The 16842-nt window shown below is 33.4% G+C and carries 16 protein-coding genes; 1 reads left to right on the forward strand and 15 read right to left on the reverse strand.

Annotated elements, in window-relative coordinates; translation table 11 throughout:
• Positions 1–40 precede the first annotated feature (40 nt).
• From Q0410_RS03270 to pcp, 15 genes are all read right to left on the reverse strand, one after another.
• Positions 41–1147 carry a YrzE family protein gene (locus Q0410_RS03270; RefSeq protein WP_299032789.1) on the reverse strand — a complete coding sequence of 369 codons (1107 nt, stop codon included), beginning with the start codon at positions 1145–1147 and terminating at the stop codon, positions 41–43.
• Between the two features lie 90 nt (positions 1148–1237).
• On the reverse strand, positions 1238–2155 hold the full coding sequence (locus tag Q0410_RS03275; RefSeq protein ID WP_299032791.1) for a restriction endonuclease: 918 nt from the start codon (positions 2153–2155) through the stop codon (positions 1238–1240).
• Position 2156: 1 nt separating this feature from the next.
• Positions 2157–2588: a hypothetical protein gene (locus tag Q0410_RS03280; protein ID WP_299032793.1), complete on the reverse strand. Its 432-nt coding sequence runs from the start codon at positions 2586–2588 to the stop codon at positions 2157–2159.
• Between the two features lie 9 nt (positions 2589–2597).
• Positions 2598–3566: a HAMP domain-containing sensor histidine kinase gene (locus tag Q0410_RS03285; RefSeq protein ID WP_299032795.1), complete on the reverse strand. Its 969-nt coding sequence runs from the start codon at positions 3564–3566 to the stop codon at positions 2598–2600.
• On the reverse strand, positions 3559–4227 hold the full coding sequence (locus tag Q0410_RS03290; RefSeq protein WP_299032797.1) for a response regulator transcription factor: 669 nt from the start codon (positions 4225–4227) through the stop codon (positions 3559–3561). The genes Q0410_RS03285 and Q0410_RS03290 overlap by 8 nt, the downstream gene beginning before the upstream one ends.
• Positions 4205–6103, reverse strand: a complete 1899-nt coding sequence (locus Q0410_RS03295) for an FtsX-like permease family protein (RefSeq protein WP_299032799.1) — start codon at positions 6101–6103, stop codon at positions 4205–4207. Before Q0410_RS03295 ends, Q0410_RS03290 begins: the two co-directional genes overlap by 23 nt.
• A complete protein-coding gene (locus tag Q0410_RS03300; protein WP_299032801.1) occupies positions 6100–6846 on the reverse strand; it encodes an ABC transporter ATP-binding protein in 747 nt (248 codons plus the stop codon). Before Q0410_RS03300 ends, Q0410_RS03295 begins: the two co-directional genes overlap by 4 nt.
• 9 nt (positions 6847–6855) lie before the next feature.
• Entirely contained in the window at positions 6856–7569 is a 714-nt protein-coding gene (locus Q0410_RS03305) for a hypothetical protein (protein WP_299032803.1), read from the reverse strand.
• 57 nt (positions 7570–7626) lie between these two features.
• Entirely contained in the window at positions 7627–9717 is a 2091-nt protein-coding gene (locus Q0410_RS03310) for a DEAD/DEAH box helicase (RefSeq protein WP_299032805.1), read from the reverse strand.
• A complete protein-coding gene (locus Q0410_RS03315) occupies positions 9714–11036 on the reverse strand; it encodes an ATP-binding protein (RefSeq protein ID WP_299032807.1) in 1323 nt (440 codons plus the stop codon). Before Q0410_RS03315 ends, Q0410_RS03310 begins: the two co-directional genes overlap by 4 nt.
• Complete coding sequence (locus Q0410_RS03320) at positions 11029–12687, reverse strand: tellurite resistance TerB C-terminal domain-containing protein (RefSeq protein ID WP_299032809.1); 1659 nt, start codon at positions 12685–12687, stop codon at positions 11029–11031. Before Q0410_RS03320 ends, Q0410_RS03315 begins: the two co-directional genes overlap by 8 nt.
• A gap of 84 nt (positions 12688–12771) precedes the next feature.
• The gene (locus tag Q0410_RS03325) at positions 12772–13623 is read right to left on the reverse strand and encodes a fructosamine kinase family protein (RefSeq protein WP_299032811.1); all 852 of its coding nucleotides are present in this window, start codon (positions 13621–13623) and stop codon (positions 12772–12774) included.
• Positions 13624–13655: 32 nt separating this feature from the next.
• Positions 13656–14624: a CAP domain-containing protein gene (locus Q0410_RS03330; protein ID WP_299032813.1), complete on the reverse strand. Its 969-nt coding sequence runs from the start codon at positions 14622–14624 to the stop codon at positions 13656–13658.
• Between the two features lie 113 nt (positions 14625–14737).
• Positions 14738–15742 carry an alpha/beta fold hydrolase gene (locus Q0410_RS03335; protein WP_299032815.1) on the reverse strand — a complete coding sequence of 335 codons (1005 nt, stop codon included), beginning with the start codon at positions 15740–15742 and terminating at the stop codon, positions 14738–14740.
• Positions 15742–16386 (reverse strand): pyroglutamyl-peptidase I, encoded by a 645-nt coding sequence (pcp, locus tag Q0410_RS03340; RefSeq protein ID WP_299032817.1) that lies wholly within the window; start codon positions 16384–16386, stop codon positions 15742–15744. The genes Q0410_RS03335 and pcp overlap by 1 nt, the downstream gene beginning before the upstream one ends.
• A gap of 91 nt (positions 16387–16477) precedes the next feature.
• On the opposite strand from pcp, the gene Q0410_RS03345 reads away from it, so the two are divergent.
• A complete protein-coding gene (locus Q0410_RS03345; protein ID WP_299032819.1) occupies positions 16478–16774 on the forward strand; it encodes a rhodanese-like domain-containing protein in 297 nt (98 codons plus the stop codon).
• Positions 16775–16842: the final 68 nt, after the last annotated feature.

A 16842-nucleotide genomic window follows, 5' to 3' on the forward strand; every position in this document is an offset into this window, starting at 1 on the left:
AAGAATAAAAAATAGACCGCCAAGGGTCTATTTTTTTTACTTATCTAAAGTTTCTTACAGCGTATTCTTCACCTTTTCTACCAGCTATTGCTGATACTGCGAGTGCTGCGATTAGTCCTAGGAAAGTTAGAACAGAACCAAGAGATACTGCATTTGATGCCTTATCAGCACCATCTTTTGCTTTTTCTACTGTTTCATCTGCTGTGATTTTTGCATCCTTTGCAAGCTTGTTGATTTGATCACTAGCATCGTTAAGTGCTTTACTTGTTTCTACAGATGCCCTATCAAGTTCATCGTAGATATTTTTACCAATTTCTTTAGCTTCTGCTTCGCTTAAATCTGAGTTTTCTGCTACTGCATTTGCTATAGCATCTTCATTAGCTGAATTTGCTATAGTTTCAGCTTTTTTAGAAAGTGATTTAGTTAACTTGTCAATTTCTGATCCAGCATTGTCTGGATTTAAAGCTATAGCCTTAACTGCTGCTGCTATCTCATCCTTACTTTCTTCAACTTGACCTTCAAGGTAGTTTGGTTGAAGTTCTTCGACATCTGTATCAGCTAGGTATTGTTCAAGGTTTGCTTGTAGGTCTTCGGTATCTGCACCTTCCATATTTTCGCCAACCTTATCAACTGCTGATCCAATAGCTGAGCTTGCTGCATCGCCTGCAGTACTTAGAGCACTACCTGCAACATTTCCAGCTCCACCTGCTACTGCACCTACTGCTTGGCCTGCAAGACCTAGTGTTGCTGCCACTGCATTAAATATAAGGGTAAATAGTAATAGTACTGTTACTGCCCATGTGATTGCACCGTGAAGTAGACCTGTTGATCTAGCTGCATAACCTGCTACAAAACCACCTGCACAAAATGAAACTATAAGGGTGATTGCTGTCCAAAGACCAGTAAAAACACCAACGCCTGCAAATGGGTTAGCAGAGTTTGCTGAAAATATTCCAAATCCTAGTGCTGCTGTTAAAAGGCTAAGAACAGTAAATACTGCCGCACCTGAAACAGCGCCTGCTATGATAGAACCCCAAGATAGGTTTCTACCTGCTTCTAGCTTACCTTCTCTTTCGATGGCAATGTCCTTTCTTCTTTCTTGGCGATTTTTTCTTGCTTTATCGCCTTGATTTTTTATATCAGTCATAATTCCTCCTATACATCATCTCTCTTTGCGATGTAAATTTATTATCCCTGAAACTTAGATAGTTTAAAGTTTTATCAACTTTCTTTAACTTTATTTTTTAAAATACAAATTATCTCTAATTATCTCTGACACCATATCCCTACCCTTGCGCATTTTTTTGATATTTTTTATATCAAGAATAATAACACGCTCTCTTAAAAGCTTATTTCTAGCAGCATCTGTAAGGTATGTTGAATTTATAATCAGGATTGGGATGAGTTTTTCTACTGCTCCCCTAAAATCCTTTATCATCTTAGAAATTTCTTTTTTTGAAACCTTGTGTCCATATTCGTAATTTCTAATTTCAACAGCAAAACTTCTTCCATTTTTTTTAGCATAAAGATCAAACCTGTGACTTCTCTGATACTCTTCTTGGTAGGGTTCGACCCAATAACCTGACTTTCTAAAGGCTTCTTTTATAAATTCTTGGCTTGATAAGTCAAAAAGAATCTTTCTTAGGGCTCTTAGTAGGCCTTCTGGATTTATCTTAAAAATCCCCTTGTACTGAATTTTATCTTCTGAAAGCCTTTTGATATCAAATCCTATTAAAAGTCCTTCAACCACGTTGAAATTCCCATGGGCGATGGCGTTTCTAACATGCCTTAAAAGACTCATTGTCTTTGTCTCACCATCTGCTAGGGTCATTACTATTTTTTGATCATTTGTACATATGCCTTCTTTAAAATCTTTTACTATATAATCTTCGATAGAGTTTGTAAAGAGCACATCGATATCCCTAAGCTTCATTGCTACCATGAGCTCTTCAAAAATATAGTCATCGTATTCTATATTGGTAAGAAGGTCCTCTTCTTTTGCTTGCTCAGAATTTATATTTGGCACATACCATAGAAGGTACTTAATTGCCTCATTTAGGTTAGGATCAAGCTTAATTGGTACCTTATCATGTTCTATCTGGTATTTAATTTTATTTTTACACTTTTGTAGTTCAAATTTCTTACTTAATTCCATACTATCCCTTAATTTCAACCTTATCTTTCCTATCCCAAATAGCCTCTAATTCTCCGCCATAAAAAATATCTATAGTCATAGCAAGGGCATGCGGCCTTCCTTCTTTATAGAGATTTCCTATTCCATAAAAGTGAATGATACCATCCCCGTAGGCTTCTTCTAAAATATCAAATGTATAGCCTTTAAATTCATCTATAGTTAAATATTTAACTTCTTTATAAAAAGCCATTATCCTCACAGGATAATCCTTACTAGCTTCTATATCTATGAGGTCATGGCAGGCGATTTTAGGTTTATCTATAGCAAAAGTCCTGTTATTTTCAACAATAACCATACCTGAAAGCCTTATTTCAAGGTCGTTTTCCCTTCTATTTATAGAAAAAATTTTTGAATCATGAAGGCTAAATAAAAGCCTTTCGGGTCTTAAAAACATAAAATCTCCCTAAAGTCTTAGACCTATTACAAAGTTTCCGTCCTTATTTTCAATAACTTCTATGTCAATAGCAAGGTCTCTTGCATAAAGTTTTGCAAGATATAGGCCCATGCCTGTTGATTTATGGATTTTATCAACCTCTCCTGTGAAGGCCTTCTCAAAGATAAAGGCAAGGTCTTGCTCTGCTACCTTGGGCCCATTGTTTCCTATATATAAGTTTTTACCCTTATTGGTGATATTTATAACGCCATCGCAGTATTTAATAGCATTTGAGATAATTTGAGAAATGATAAAGACCAGAGTGGACTTATCTGTAAAGACTTTCACATCTCCCAGCTCTTCTTTTATGATTATTCCTTCTTCTGCTATTAGGGGATAGTAGGCCTTGATTGCTTCATCTAGGCATTCTTTTAGGATGATATCTCCCATCTTATAATCTTTTTTACTGGCATCAAGCCTTGCATAGTAGAGAATTTGATTGATATAATTTTCTATATTGGCATTGGCAAGGATTAATTTATCAAAGCTCACCCTATCAAAGTCATTTTTATGGTTTTCTAAAAATAAGTTAGCAAAGGCTAGGGGAGTTTTTATCTCGTGGGCCCACATTTCTATAAAATTTCTATAAGAAATAAGCTTAGACCTTGATTCTTCAAGCCTCTTATCCTTTATTTTTATCGCCCTTTGGTAGTTGTCAAAGATTTTCTCATAATCATTACCAAACTCATCAACTAAGGCATCCTTTGTTATAAATGAGTTATTTATCAGGAATTCTTCTAAAAGTTCTTTTTTTCTATTATTTTTATTTTTTATTGACCTTAGGATAAATAAAAGAGCCAAAATTGTAAAAAGAATTATAAAAATAATAAAATTGTCAATAAGCTCTGGACTTATCAAATATATTAAAAAAATAAATAGGATATCAAGACTCAAAAATCCTATTATCCAAACAAGTCCATCCTTAAATGTGCTAGTCATCTGTCTCTCCTAAACCATAACCCTTCCCTCTTTTGTTGTAAATACGATAGGGAGCCAGGTTTTTAAGTTTTTTTCTTAGCCTAGTTATATTTACCTGGAGGATATTTTCGTCTATATAAATTGTAGACCAAACCGCTTCCAAAAGATCGTTTTTTGATACTATCTTAGGGTAGGATTCCATAAGTTTTTTTATAATATCTGCTTCAGTCTGAGGAAGGATAAGGTAAGAATCCTTATAGGATAACTTTGATGTAGAAATCTCAAGGCCTAAGTCACCTACACTTATAATATCTTGAAAATGGTCAAAAAGATCTAGGAGTTTTTCCATCCTTAGGATAAGCCTTCTGGTATCAACAGGTTTTGCCAGATATTCATCAGCCCCTATTTCAAGACCCCTGATTTCATCTTCTATACCGACCCTTGATGTTAGCATCAGAATTGGAATATTGGATTTTTCCTTAAGGTCCCTACAAATATCAAAACCTGATATGCCTGGTAGGTTTATATCCAAAATCACAAGGTCGGGTCTTAAATCTAAAGCTATATCCGTTGCTCTTAGGAAATTATCCACACTTAGAACTTCATAGCCCTTGTTTGATAAAAATCCCTTAAGTTCATTTAAAAGATTTCTGTCATCTTCAATTATTAATATTTTCTTCATAATAAACAATCCTTTCAAAGCTTATCCTTATTATAAATCTTAAAAATAAGGTCATTAATATTATAAGGGAAAGTCCTATCATACTTAGGGTAAATCCTATCTTACTTAGGGTAAGTTTGAAAAATAACTCCGCTGTATAGGGCAAATTCATAAATAAAAATACGCTTATTAGTATCGAGCTAAGGCCTACTGTTAGAAATAGTATAGTATACTCTTTTTTTACCATGGCCTTTATTTCATCTAGACTAAGCCCCATAAGTGATAAGATTTTTAACTTTTCTTTTGACTTTTCAAATAAGATAAAAATCCTTATTGTAAAAAAGCTAAGCCCAGCCAGGATAAAGATCAAACTCAGGTAGAAGTAGGTATAGAGATTTTCAGTTATTTGAGAGATGGCATTTTTTGCCTGCCAAATATAGGATTCATACTTATAACCTCCCCTAATAAAAGCTTCCCTTAACATGTCAGATCCTTTTGAAAAACCAAATGAGTTTACAAAGTCTTTTGATAAATTGAGATTATAGGCAAAAGGATTTTTATTTCCAATAAGACTATCATAAATATCATCATCTAAAACAACCATGCTAGAAAGTCCGATTACATCATTAGAAAAAATCCTATTTGATTCTATAATAGGTAGGATTTTATAAGATTTATCAGATATTTTTATAAACAATTCTTCTTTAGACATCGTGTCTTCTAGGGCAAGTTTTTGATTTTCGTTTTCTGTTAATATTATTGCCTCGTCACTTGCCAACTCTATCCTTAGGTCGTAGATTTTTTCAAAAGTTGATTTTCTTAATAAAAATCTTGTATACAAATAAAAATCATTTCTACTCGTCCTATCAAGGCTAATATTTGCCCTTACTAAGTTTTCAATTTCATTTGTATCTATATTATCATATTCATAACCATAGATAGGATAAATCTCCCCTATCATTTGGGCCATTTCTTGGTTTTGTTTTAAATTTTGAATTTTTTCTTCTGAATCATAAAGGGTAAAATCTGCTGGTCTTTCTAGGGCATTTCTTGATGAAATACTTGTAATAAGTGTGTAGGCAAGGATAAGTGTGCCTATAATTAGCATGAAACTTGTAAAAAGAAGCGAGGCCTTGTCGTTTTTGAAGCTTAGGCTTAGACTTTTTCTTACTATTAGGTCCCCCTTTTTTGTTTTGAGGAAAATTTTTGAAATGACAAAAAATACTAATAATAAAAACATGCTAGTAAAACCTATTATAAGGAAAAATTCCATCCTATAATAGGGCCTGGCAAATACTATCCCAAGCAAAAATAGAACAAGACCCAAAAACAAAAAGGAATCCGACCTTGATTTTATCTCTCCTCTAAAGATTTCATCTGGATTTTTCTTATAAAAATCCCTGACTATTGTATAAATAGAAAGACTATTTAATATAAGACTAATAAGTAAGGTGAAAATTACAGCCTTAATTGATAAGGAAAATTTGTGGTAATTTAGACCCAGGCTTAGAATTTTGACAGTAAGGAGATTTATAAATTCATTAATAAATATAGATATACCAAGCCCTAAAAAATTTGCCTTAATTAAGTCACCTAGGCTATCCTTAAAAAGCATCCTAAATAAATTTGACTGGCTCATACCCTCAGCTACATATAAGCCTATGTCGTTTTTTTTCTCGCTTATCATATAGAAACTTGCGTAATAAATCAAAATAAAAATAAAAACTAGTGATACAAGAAATATAAGCCTAACTGTATCAAGGAGATAAAGCCTGTTTTCTTCATAGATATAAGAAAAAACTTCAGACTTATCTATGGCCAAAATTATGTAAGAAGTGATAGAACTTATTATTAAAATTAGGAGGTAAAGTTTCTTTGTCGACTCGGATTTTTTCATCTTATTAGCTTCCTATCTGCATTTTCTATCCTCAATAAAAACCCATCTCTTGACTCATTTTCCTTACGCCTTAGCTCATTATAAATTTTCCCATCTTTTAAAAACAAAACCCTATCAGTAAAAGAAATCGCTCTTAGATCGTGGCTTGCCATAATAATTGATCTCTTGTGGACCTTGTTAAAAGTTTTTAAAAGCCTTAGGACATTTAGGGTAAGCTTAGTATCAAGAGAGCTTGTGGGCTCATCTGCTAGGGTAATCTTTGACTCTTTGATAAGGGCCCTTGCTATAGCTACCCTTTGTTTTTCTCCACCAGAAAGACTTTCTGGATAAGAATCTAGGATATTTTCTATTTCTAAAATCTTTGCTATCTCCATCACCCTAGCCTTATCAATATCCTTTTTGGAAATATTTAAAGGAAGAATTATATTCTCGTAGGAAGTTAAGATATCAATTAATTTAAAGTCCTGGTAGATATAGGAGATCACATTTTTTCTGTAGTCAGAAATTTCCCTTCTCTTAAAAAGAGATATATCCTTGTTATAATAGCAAATAGAGCCCTTGTTAAAGGACCCTATGCTTGCTAGACTATTAAGGATTGTGGTCTTACCTGAGCCGGACTTGCCCATTAGGCCTAAAAACTCTCCTTCAAGAAGGTCAAAGTTTAGCTGGGATAAGACTCTTTTGTCTTCCTTACCATAATATTTTTCAAGATTTTCTACTTTTAAAATTCTTTCAAACTTCATTTTTTCCCTTTAATTTTTAATTTGTCCTAAATCGTCAACTCTTATATAGGTGTCTTTTAGGCCTAGAAGTTTCTCATAAGTTTCATTAACATCTGCGGATTTTGAAACAATAACTTCTTTCCACCTACCTTGGCTGTTGTCGGAAAAAGACTCAAGACAATTTCCCTCTAAGTCGTAAATTTCATATGACCCCTTGTTTAAATCATCAAGGTAAGTCATTTTATAGGTATCACCAATTTTTTCAACACTTTTGTCATAACCCATTAGGAATTTTTCGTAAATCATTTCTTCATTACTAGAAATTATAGAGTCTTCCTTAGGATTTTTGCTATAATCATAAGTATCATTGTAATAAGTTTTTTCTTTTGTATTTATCCAAAACCTCTCACTTCCCTCCCTAAAAAAGACTATTCCGCTAAGCTTGCCATCAATGTCAATATTTTTTTCTGAATCTCTAGCTTGTATATATTTATATGACTCGCCTGTATCAATGTTTGTAGTTTCGCTAACAATCACACTTGGATCTTCATCCTCGTGATTTAGATATTTTTCTACAAATTCTTTTTCTACCCCGTCTACTTTCTGTAGGTATTCCTCTACCTTAACTTTCCTATATCTTGATTCGTCTTCATAATCTTTTTGTCCAATAGATCCGGATGCCTTTATGAAAATACCTCCAAAAACTATAAGACTTATGAGTAACATTTCCTTGATATATTTCATAATACCCTCCTAATCTTTTCTTATTATAATAATAGCACAGAAAAGGAAGATATTTAATTACAAATTTTGTAAGTATTGGTTGGCTCCCCTAAGGTCTAGGATATTTTTCATGATATAAATAACTTTCAAAATATCAGGTACAAGGACCATAAATTTATTTAAGGAAATATAGCTTTCGATAAGTCTTTTATTTTTCCCGAGAAAATCTTCTAGATCAGAATCTTTAAGGAGATTTTCCCTTAAGTTGTTAAAATCTTTTTTAATATTTGGACCTAGTATGGTTGATGACTTATCTTCTACGTAGTAGTCGAGTGAATTTGATTTTATATTTAGCATAAGGGCCAAGGTTTTATTTACCTTTGTGGACCTAAAAGTCCTAAGTCCCATCTTTCCGTCAAAGTCTACAAAGTGGTAAGATTCCTCTCTTATTTCACTTCCTAAGCCCTCTATAATTTCCTTTATATTTTTATCTAGGTCAAAATCTAAAGGCTTTAATAAAATCTCTTCCATCTTTGCCCTTACCTCTCCACTAATTTCAAAACCACCTGTTCCTGCAAAACTTTTGGCATTGGCCTTTTCAGATAAACTTACCCTTATTTTTCGCATTTTATGGTTGATGGCTTCGATTTTCCAGACCTGACCTGCTAGGTAGATCCTATCAGCAAGTCTTAAATTTTCTCCAAGTTCAATTTCCCCTAAAATTTGCTTATCGGTTTGGACCTTGTAGGTTTTCTTCGCTATAAATTGGTTATAAAAAGAACCCATAGTCATGAGCTTTTCAGCTGCTAATCCTACTATATATTCACCATCAATTTCTTCTATAAAGTCTTTTTCCAAAAGAAAGTCTGCTAGGATTTCAAATTCTTCATCAGATATATCGGCAAAAGATTTTAAATCTTTGTTTAGTTTGAAAAATTCTTTAATTAAAAGGCCATTTTTTTCTAAAAGTGTCGATAAGACTTGGTGAGCAAAAATATCATAAGATTTTTTTGGAACGTCTATTTTATCAAGCCTTCCTTCTTCAAATAATCTCAAAGATGCAAGAGCCTGGATAAGGTCCCACTTATCAGTCGCTATTTGATGGATAACAGACTTGCGTGTCCTCCTACCAGACCTACCTAGCCTTTGAGACAGAGACAAAACAGATGCGGCAGAGCCTACTTGGATAACTTGGTCCACAGCCCCTATATCAATTCCTAATTCTAGGGTAGAGGTGGCCACTATTATGAAATCATTTCTACTAGTTTTAGCAAAGTTTTCTATCTCAGTTCTTTTAAGTTTTGAGATTGAAGCATGGTGGGAAAAAACTCTAATTTCATAGCCCTTTTCTTTGGCTATTTTCTTTAATAGGTAGGATAATTTTTCTACCCTAGCCCTAGAATTTGGAAAAATCAGGGTCGACTTTCCAAGGGCATAAGCTAAAATTTTCTGGGCAATTTCTTCATTTACATCTTCACATTCTATATAGTCTAGGCTTGTAACCAAATCATTTTTTGACCTATCAAGAAGGATATTAGTTTCTCTATCATTTAGGAAAAAACTTTTGGCTAAATCATAGTTTTTATCCCCAATAGTTGCTGAAAGGCCAAACATTCTAGGGTTATTCTTAGTATAGTACCTGAGTCTATCAAGAAGGGACATTAGTTGAAGACCCCTATTTGTATCTAGAAATCCGTGGATTTCATCAACTATTACAAAGTCAAGGTCTTTAAATAAAATCTCTGCCCTAGCCTTGTCAGAAACTAACATGGCTTCTAGAGATTCTGGCGTAATTAGTAAAATTCCAGAGGGATCCTTTGCGAGTTTATCTTTTTTACTTACAGAAGCTTCAGAATGCCAGCTTGTAACAACAATATCAAGGTCTTTACACATATCAGTAATTCTCTTAAACTGGTCATTTATAAGGGCTATAAGGGGTGAAATATATAAAATTTTAAGCTTCGTTTTTATATCTTTTGACTTGGATATGGCTGGTAAAAAAGCCGCCTCAGTCTTTCCTGATGCTGTAGGAGCAGCTAGGATTAAATTATTATCTGTGGAGCAAATTTGCCTAATAGCTGCATTTTGAATTTTAGTCAGGGATGGCCAGCCTTTTTTATAAATAAATTCTCGCATATCCCTTGATAAAAGTTCGTAAGCCTTAGTCATATTATCTCTATTTCATCATCTAGGTCATCTGGTTCTTTAGAAACTGGTTGGAGGTTGCCAAATTTTTCTTTTAATAAATCACTTATCTTGACATCTGGGTTTTGCCTTTTTATATCAAGGATTTCTATAAAGTCCTTGATAACTGCCCTCGGTGTTAGAAATTCATCTGCTCCGGGCCTATTTAGCTGACCTTCCATGTAGGAAATTATTTCAGAGCTGGTAACATTTATAGCTGTCTTATAATGGGTGTTGTAGATCTTTACCAGGTTTTCAAGCAGGGTATAGATTTCTTCATCTGTTAAAACCCTAAGGCCTAGGACAGTTTTATTAGTATTTACAAAGTCACTATCCATGGAAGCTTCACTACCAAGCCTACCCTTTAGGGCTCCGTAGGAGGCAAGGCCCCTGGACTGGTCAAAAACAGTTTTTCTTGTGGCTCCAAAATTTATAAATAAGCCCTTGGCTAAATTTGACTTGCACTCGTTATAAATATTTAAAATCTTTTCGTAATTTCTTTCCCTACTTGTTGAATGTGGAAGTTTATAGAGGTTTACGGCCTCATCAAAGTTTATAACAAAACCCGCATAACCTATTTCTTGAAAAAGTTCTGCCAAATTTTTTATAGCCTCAAAGTAGTTATCATCGTTAATTATTTCGTTTATACCTAGGTCCTTTTTGGCCTCAGTCTTTGTACTAATATCTCCCCTTATCCACCTAATGGCCTTAAGCTTTAGGATCCTATCATTTGTTATAAAACCCTCGTAATATTTAGAAATAGCCTGCCCTAGTTCATAAGATAGGCCAACCGCCTTAAATTTAGCAAGAGTTTCTAAAATCACACCGATAACTTCTTCCTTATGGTCTCCTGCCATTAATTCTTTTAGGTCATAGCCATAATCTCTAGCTAGGTTAGCAAAAATAGTTGAGATCCATTCTTCTATGATAACTTCAATTACATTACCAGACCTAGCATTTTTTGTCTTTAGATTTTCTATAATGGTTGAGTAAAGATTAACAGCCTTCTTATCTGTAGCATAAAATCTCCTAGAAGGGTTAAGGTCAATAGTTGATGCGACAAAGTTTTTGGAAAGGGCTAGGTTTTCTATGGTTTTTAGCATAAAGGACTTGCCAGAGCCAAAGTCTCCTACCCAAAATCTAAGGTCGCTATCACCATTTTCTACATTGGCTAAAATCTTTATTAATTCATCCACTTCAGCCTTCCTACCTACTAGGAGGTGGCCTAGGCCAAGGTCAGGCACAACTCCTGCCTCAAGACTTTTTATAATCGTGCTTGCTTCTTTAGGATTTATCCTATCCATCAATTAACTCCTTTACCATTTCCACATAAAACTCATCTATAAAGACCTTTGAGTCCTCAATTACCAGAGTTTGGTCATTTATATATTCAAATAATTCGTCATTAATATTATTAATAAAAACATTTAAGAATAGCCCCTCGCCTATTGCAATCTCACTGGCTCGCTCTTTTGAAATAGAACCTTGCCTTAATATCTTTTCTAGAAAATATCTTGCTGGTTGTGAGATTTTTCCCTTACTAGGCTTAGTTTCTATATTTTCTTCTTTTGTTTTTTCTTCAATTTGCCTATCATTATCTATATCTTCCCCTACAAAATCGCTTATGGTCTCTACAGTATCCGACAAATCTTTTCTAGATTTTTTAACAAGTTTCTTATCAAGCTTAATTCTTTTAGACTTAACCTTTCTTAGGTCTAAAACCTCGGAAACTAGGTCAATATCAAAATCCCCCTTGTTAATTAAGTCTAGGAAATCCTCATAATTATCTTCTCTTATTATGTCAAAAAGGATTTTTTTATCCTTAGGCTTTTCAATTTTGTATTTATAAATATAGCTAAGGGCCAAAATTTTTGTAGGTGTAAAATCACTTTTTAATAACTTATCTAGTATTTCCCTGAAATTTCCCCTATGCTTGTAAGCTTCTAAAATCTTAGCCTGATCTTTTATGTCTAGGCCTTCTATAAATATAGCCATATCTCTAGTTTTCTTGGGATTTTTATCAAAATAGTCTAGATAAATCTCATAGGTAAGCTTACTATCAATATTTGCAAGTAGCTTTGTTTGATAATTTTCTAATTCAAATAAAATATTATCACAAGAATTTTTTACAAGAAAATCATAGGCATCTTCAGTTTTTATATCTGCTAAGAAAGAAAAAATCGACCTTACCCTGTCTTCAGTAATTATAAGTAAACTATCCAAAAGATTTTTTGATAGGGTATAAGGACTTTGGTAGGTCTTTAATACATCGCTATTTATATCCTCCCTAGAAAAAATTTCCTTTAAACCTTTTAAAAATAAATTTATAGTAAAATTAGCCAAAAGTTCATTATCCCGGAGCACATTTCTCCTTTGGCTAAGATCTAGAAGGGCTCTTTCTTCATCTTTTTTAAACTTGTATTTTTCCCTAAGCCTACCATCCGGATCCCAAAACACTGCTTTTTTACCATTTTGAGCGAGGTTATAAAAAGAAATAGTTTCCTCATTAAAGTCTGGAAAAGACTTTAGAAAGTCTCTTGCAAGTTTATCTAAATCACAACTTAAATCTTTCTTTGTCAAACTATACATAAGTTCATAAATCCTAGCTAAATTCTTTTCATGGTTGGGGTCTACAAAGTCTTCTACATAATCTCTTGCTAGATTATAAAGTTGGTTGTAAAGATAAGTAGAATTTGGCAAATTATAATTTTTATCAATAAACCTTGCAAAGCTTATATATAGGCTCAAAGTCTGGGATTTAAGCTGGCTTGGTAAGTCTATAATATTTCCCATAAGCCTTAGTTTAGAAACATAGTAACCATCACTTTTTCCTTCTAAGTCAAGATTTATACTGGCTTTGACATGATTTGTATTAACTTTTCTTTTGATTTTCTTTTTTTCTACATCTTTGATGTCATCTAACAAATTTTCTATCAAATTCCTTATATCTTCCATGGTCCCTCCTATTTCTAGCTTATTTATCATTATACTTCCAGGAAGGATTTTTCTAAAGACACAAAAAAAGTGCCGAAGCACTTTTTATTTGGTAATTATTTTCATAAGGTCATTTACTGATGAATCATATACTGGTCCAAACCTTAGGAAATATTTCATCAAAATATATAGTCTGTAAAAATTAAGACGTTTTTGATAACCTTCTGCTAGTGGCATTAGGTCCTTGTATTCTTCATAGAAGGCCTTTCTAAAACCTCCAAATACTGTTGATACTCCGATATCAAACTCCCTATCACCGTATAGGGGTGCTGGATCAAAAACTAAGGGTCTTTCATCTTCATCAAACATAAAGTTTCCTGCCCATAAGTCTCCATGGAGTAAAACAGGCTCTGACTTATGTTTGTCTAATTCTTCTTCTATAATTTTTCTAACTTCCTCATATCTTTCTAGGTCTTTTTCCTCCCAGAGATCAAACTTAACAAGCATAGACTTTAACTTATCCATTCTCTCATAAAGGAAAACTTCCTTCCAGCTGTCTTTCAATTCATTATCAAAATTACAAGCTGTGCCTATGAAAGGATATGGAAAACCAAATTTTCCGTCAGGACTTTTTATCTTATGGATATCTGCTATAACCCTAGCTAAATCTTCCTGGCTTCCTGCCCTTTCTTCCTTATGATAGGTCATAAATAGATATGCTGACCCATCAGCTTCACCACTTGCAAGAGCTCTTGGGGCAAAAATTCCGTTTTCTTCAAATAATTTTAAACCGGCTTTCTCGCATTCAAAAAATGAAGCTTCGGCATTCTTATGAACCTTTAGAAAATATGATTTGCCACCAGCATCTATCTTATAGCTTTCGTTTACATCTCCGCCTATTACAGGACTTACATCAGTCACATTACTTATAGGCAATAATTCTAGTATCTTTTCCATAACTTCCTCTATTCTTTTCTTTTATTTTTTTATTAACCTTCTTGTAAGGCTTTTTCTGCTAGTTTTATTAAATCTTCTGATTCTTTTATTAGCTGTAATAACTGACCCTTGATATCAGCAACCTTTTTAGGTGCCATTTCTAATAATAAGTTTGCAGCTGCTACACGGGTCTTATTTTCTTCTACAGCTTTTTCTAAGTTTATTCTCGCTTCTTTGCTCATCTTAGTTTTCTTAGTAGAAGCTTGGCCAAAGTCCATAGTATACTCACCTACAAGACCTGTCGACTTACTTCCAGACTTATCAGCCTGACCAAATTCTGCTGCTACAAATTTTATATCAGAATCATTGTTTATAGCAAGCCCTATGCGGTTAAAGTTTGGGTCAAGGATTATGTGCAAGTGGGCATTCCCATAGTTAAATACGCCATTTGACTCAACTAATAATTCGTATTCACTCTTACCAGCGTAGTCAGCCATCTTTCTATGGGTCCACTGGCTAAAAGCTCTTGCTGGTGTAAAGCCATCTGAATTATAAGCGAGGATTTCTCCATAGGTCCTAGTTCCACTTGGTAGGATTGCACTGGATAGGTCGCTTCCATCAGGTCTAGTATGACTTAAACCTGTTATTTTTACCTCAAACATCCTTTGGATAGATAATTTTTCAAGGTCATTAGACCATTTAATTTGATTAAGGTAGGCTTCTTTGCTATTTATACCCTTACTTTTAAGAACATCTCTTAGCCTTGTATTATTTTTATTACTCTTTTCGTCATAGGTATATGGGACATTTTTATCCCACATTTCAGACCTTACTACTCTTAGGGCTGCAAGGCTTGCTTCTTTGTTATTTTCATCTTGATTTAGATTAAGACTTATACTTTTAGGTTCGAATTTTTTTGTATCTATACCAAAATCTAACTTATTTGATGCATAAGCTTTAATATTGCTATGAGGATTTAAGTTTGCTAGGGTATTTGCTGACAAACTAAAAAGTAGGGTCATAGCCACTATTTTCTTTGCGTTTTCATAGGATCTCCTTTATACTTACTACTATTATAACATATGTGGTTTTTTTATCAAAGTAATTTATCAGATACTTTTAGTAGTACGCTATCTTATTTGCCATCAAAAAATGATAAGATTTCCTTATAAACACCTTCCCTATTTGTTTCATTTAATATTTCATGTTTCATATCCTTGTAGGTTTTTGTTTTGATATCCTTATAACCAAGATCTCTTAAAAAATCAAGGCTTGACTTAACTCCCTCATCTCCTTTGGTTATAATATCATCCTGGCCAACTATATTATATATATCAAGATTTGGATTCTTACACTTATACTTACTTTTTTGACCTAAAAGTTTATTTATTTCTATGAGGGTTTTTGAATAGCCAAGTTTAAATTTAAAAATTCTTAGGGGATCATTTGCCTTAATTCTTATATTTTCCTTATCATAACTTATAAAGTCTAAGCCCTTTGCTCCTACAATTGCGTCAATAAGTCTACTTTCACCCATATCACCGAAGTAAAAACACACTATTTTATAGAAAAATATTCCCAGTCCTGCTGCCTTATTTACAGGCACAGTTCCTGTCAAAATTAGCTTATCAAGTAGGTCGTCATGGTCTCTTAAAAATAACCTTGCAATCATAGAGCCCATAGAGTGACCTAATAGATAGTATTTAAGGTCTGGATATGATTCTTGCATGTATTTGGCAATCATTACCTCATCATCAACTAATTCCTCTGACCTTTTCATATAGCCATTTGGATAGGCCTTTGAAATAGATTTTCCGTGTCCCCTATGATCACCAATTACAACTATGTAGCCATTTTTATTTAAAAATCTGGCAAAATCCATATAGTTTCCAGAGTGCTCTGCCACCCCGTGGACTAGTTGGACTATGGCCTTGGGATTTTCACAAGATAAAATCCTTACAAAACTGCCAAAACCATCAGTATTTGTAAGATAGACTTCTTCATAAAAGTCTTCTTTTTCTACGCTTAGTCTCTTAAAAAATTTGCTTGTCATATCAAGCGACTTGTAACGTACATCCTTAATCCAGTAATAAATTTGTGGTATTACTAATAATAAAATAATAATAAATACCTTAACCATCAGCTTATCCTCCCACCAGACTTTATAAGGTCATCCTTTCCCTTATAATTTACACTTGTTTTTATAATTGTTTCTACAGCTCTTACCATATTTTCTAAACTCATTGAAGCCACACCCCTCTTATCTAGTACCTGGGAAGGCAAGTAAGGAACGTGGATAAAACCTGCTGTCATATTTTTATACTTACTTGCATAATACAAGTCATTATACATAATAAAATTACAAACATAGGTACCAGCTGAATTAGAAATTGAGGCTGGTATTTCTTCCTTTTTTAAATTTTCTACTATGGCTTTAATTGGTAGAGTCGAAAAATAAGCATTTTCCCCATCTTTTTTTATTTTCTCATCAATTGGCATATTGCCATTATTATCAGGTATAGATGCGTCAGCTATATTTATAGCTACTCTTTCTACTGTAATCTCATACCTACCACCTGCTTGCCCAAGAGAAATAATTATATCTGGTCTTAGCTTATCAATTTCTTTCTCAAGTATTTCCCCAGCTTTATAAAAAGATGTAGGTAGTAAAAGTTTTTCTATCTTATGCCCACTTACTTCTTCTCTAAGCTTATCAATAATTAAGCTTGCTGGGTTTATCCTTTCGCCATTAAAGGCATCAAATCCTGTTACTAAAATTTTCATAATTCACCTCTATATGTAATTACCATAAAATAGTCTTTTCTAAACAAAATAAAATATATTTATAGTATAGTTATAAAAAAAGGAGAATAAAATGACTATTAAAGAAATATCTGGAGATGACTTATTAAAACTTGATGACTCTTATAAAATCATCGATGTTAGAACTAGTGAAGAATATAAAAACGGCCATATTAAAAACGCCATAAATATCCCCCTAGATAGGATTATGGAAGATGATTTTAACCTTGATAAGGATGATAAGCTTATTATCCACTGCAGGACGAACGGTAGGTCTAAGATGGCCTTAGCCCACCTTGAGGACCTTGGTTATAAAAACTTATACCTTGCTCCAGGAGTAGACCTATATGAATATGATTTAGCTAAATAAAAAAATCCCTCGCTTGATATGTACCCTCTTTACTGGACAAACCAGTAAGGAGGATATTTTTATGAAAT

Source organism: uncultured Anaerococcus sp. (assembly GCF_937934665.1).
Taxonomy (GTDB): Bacteria; Bacillota; Clostridia; order Tissierellales; family Peptoniphilaceae; genus Anaerococcus.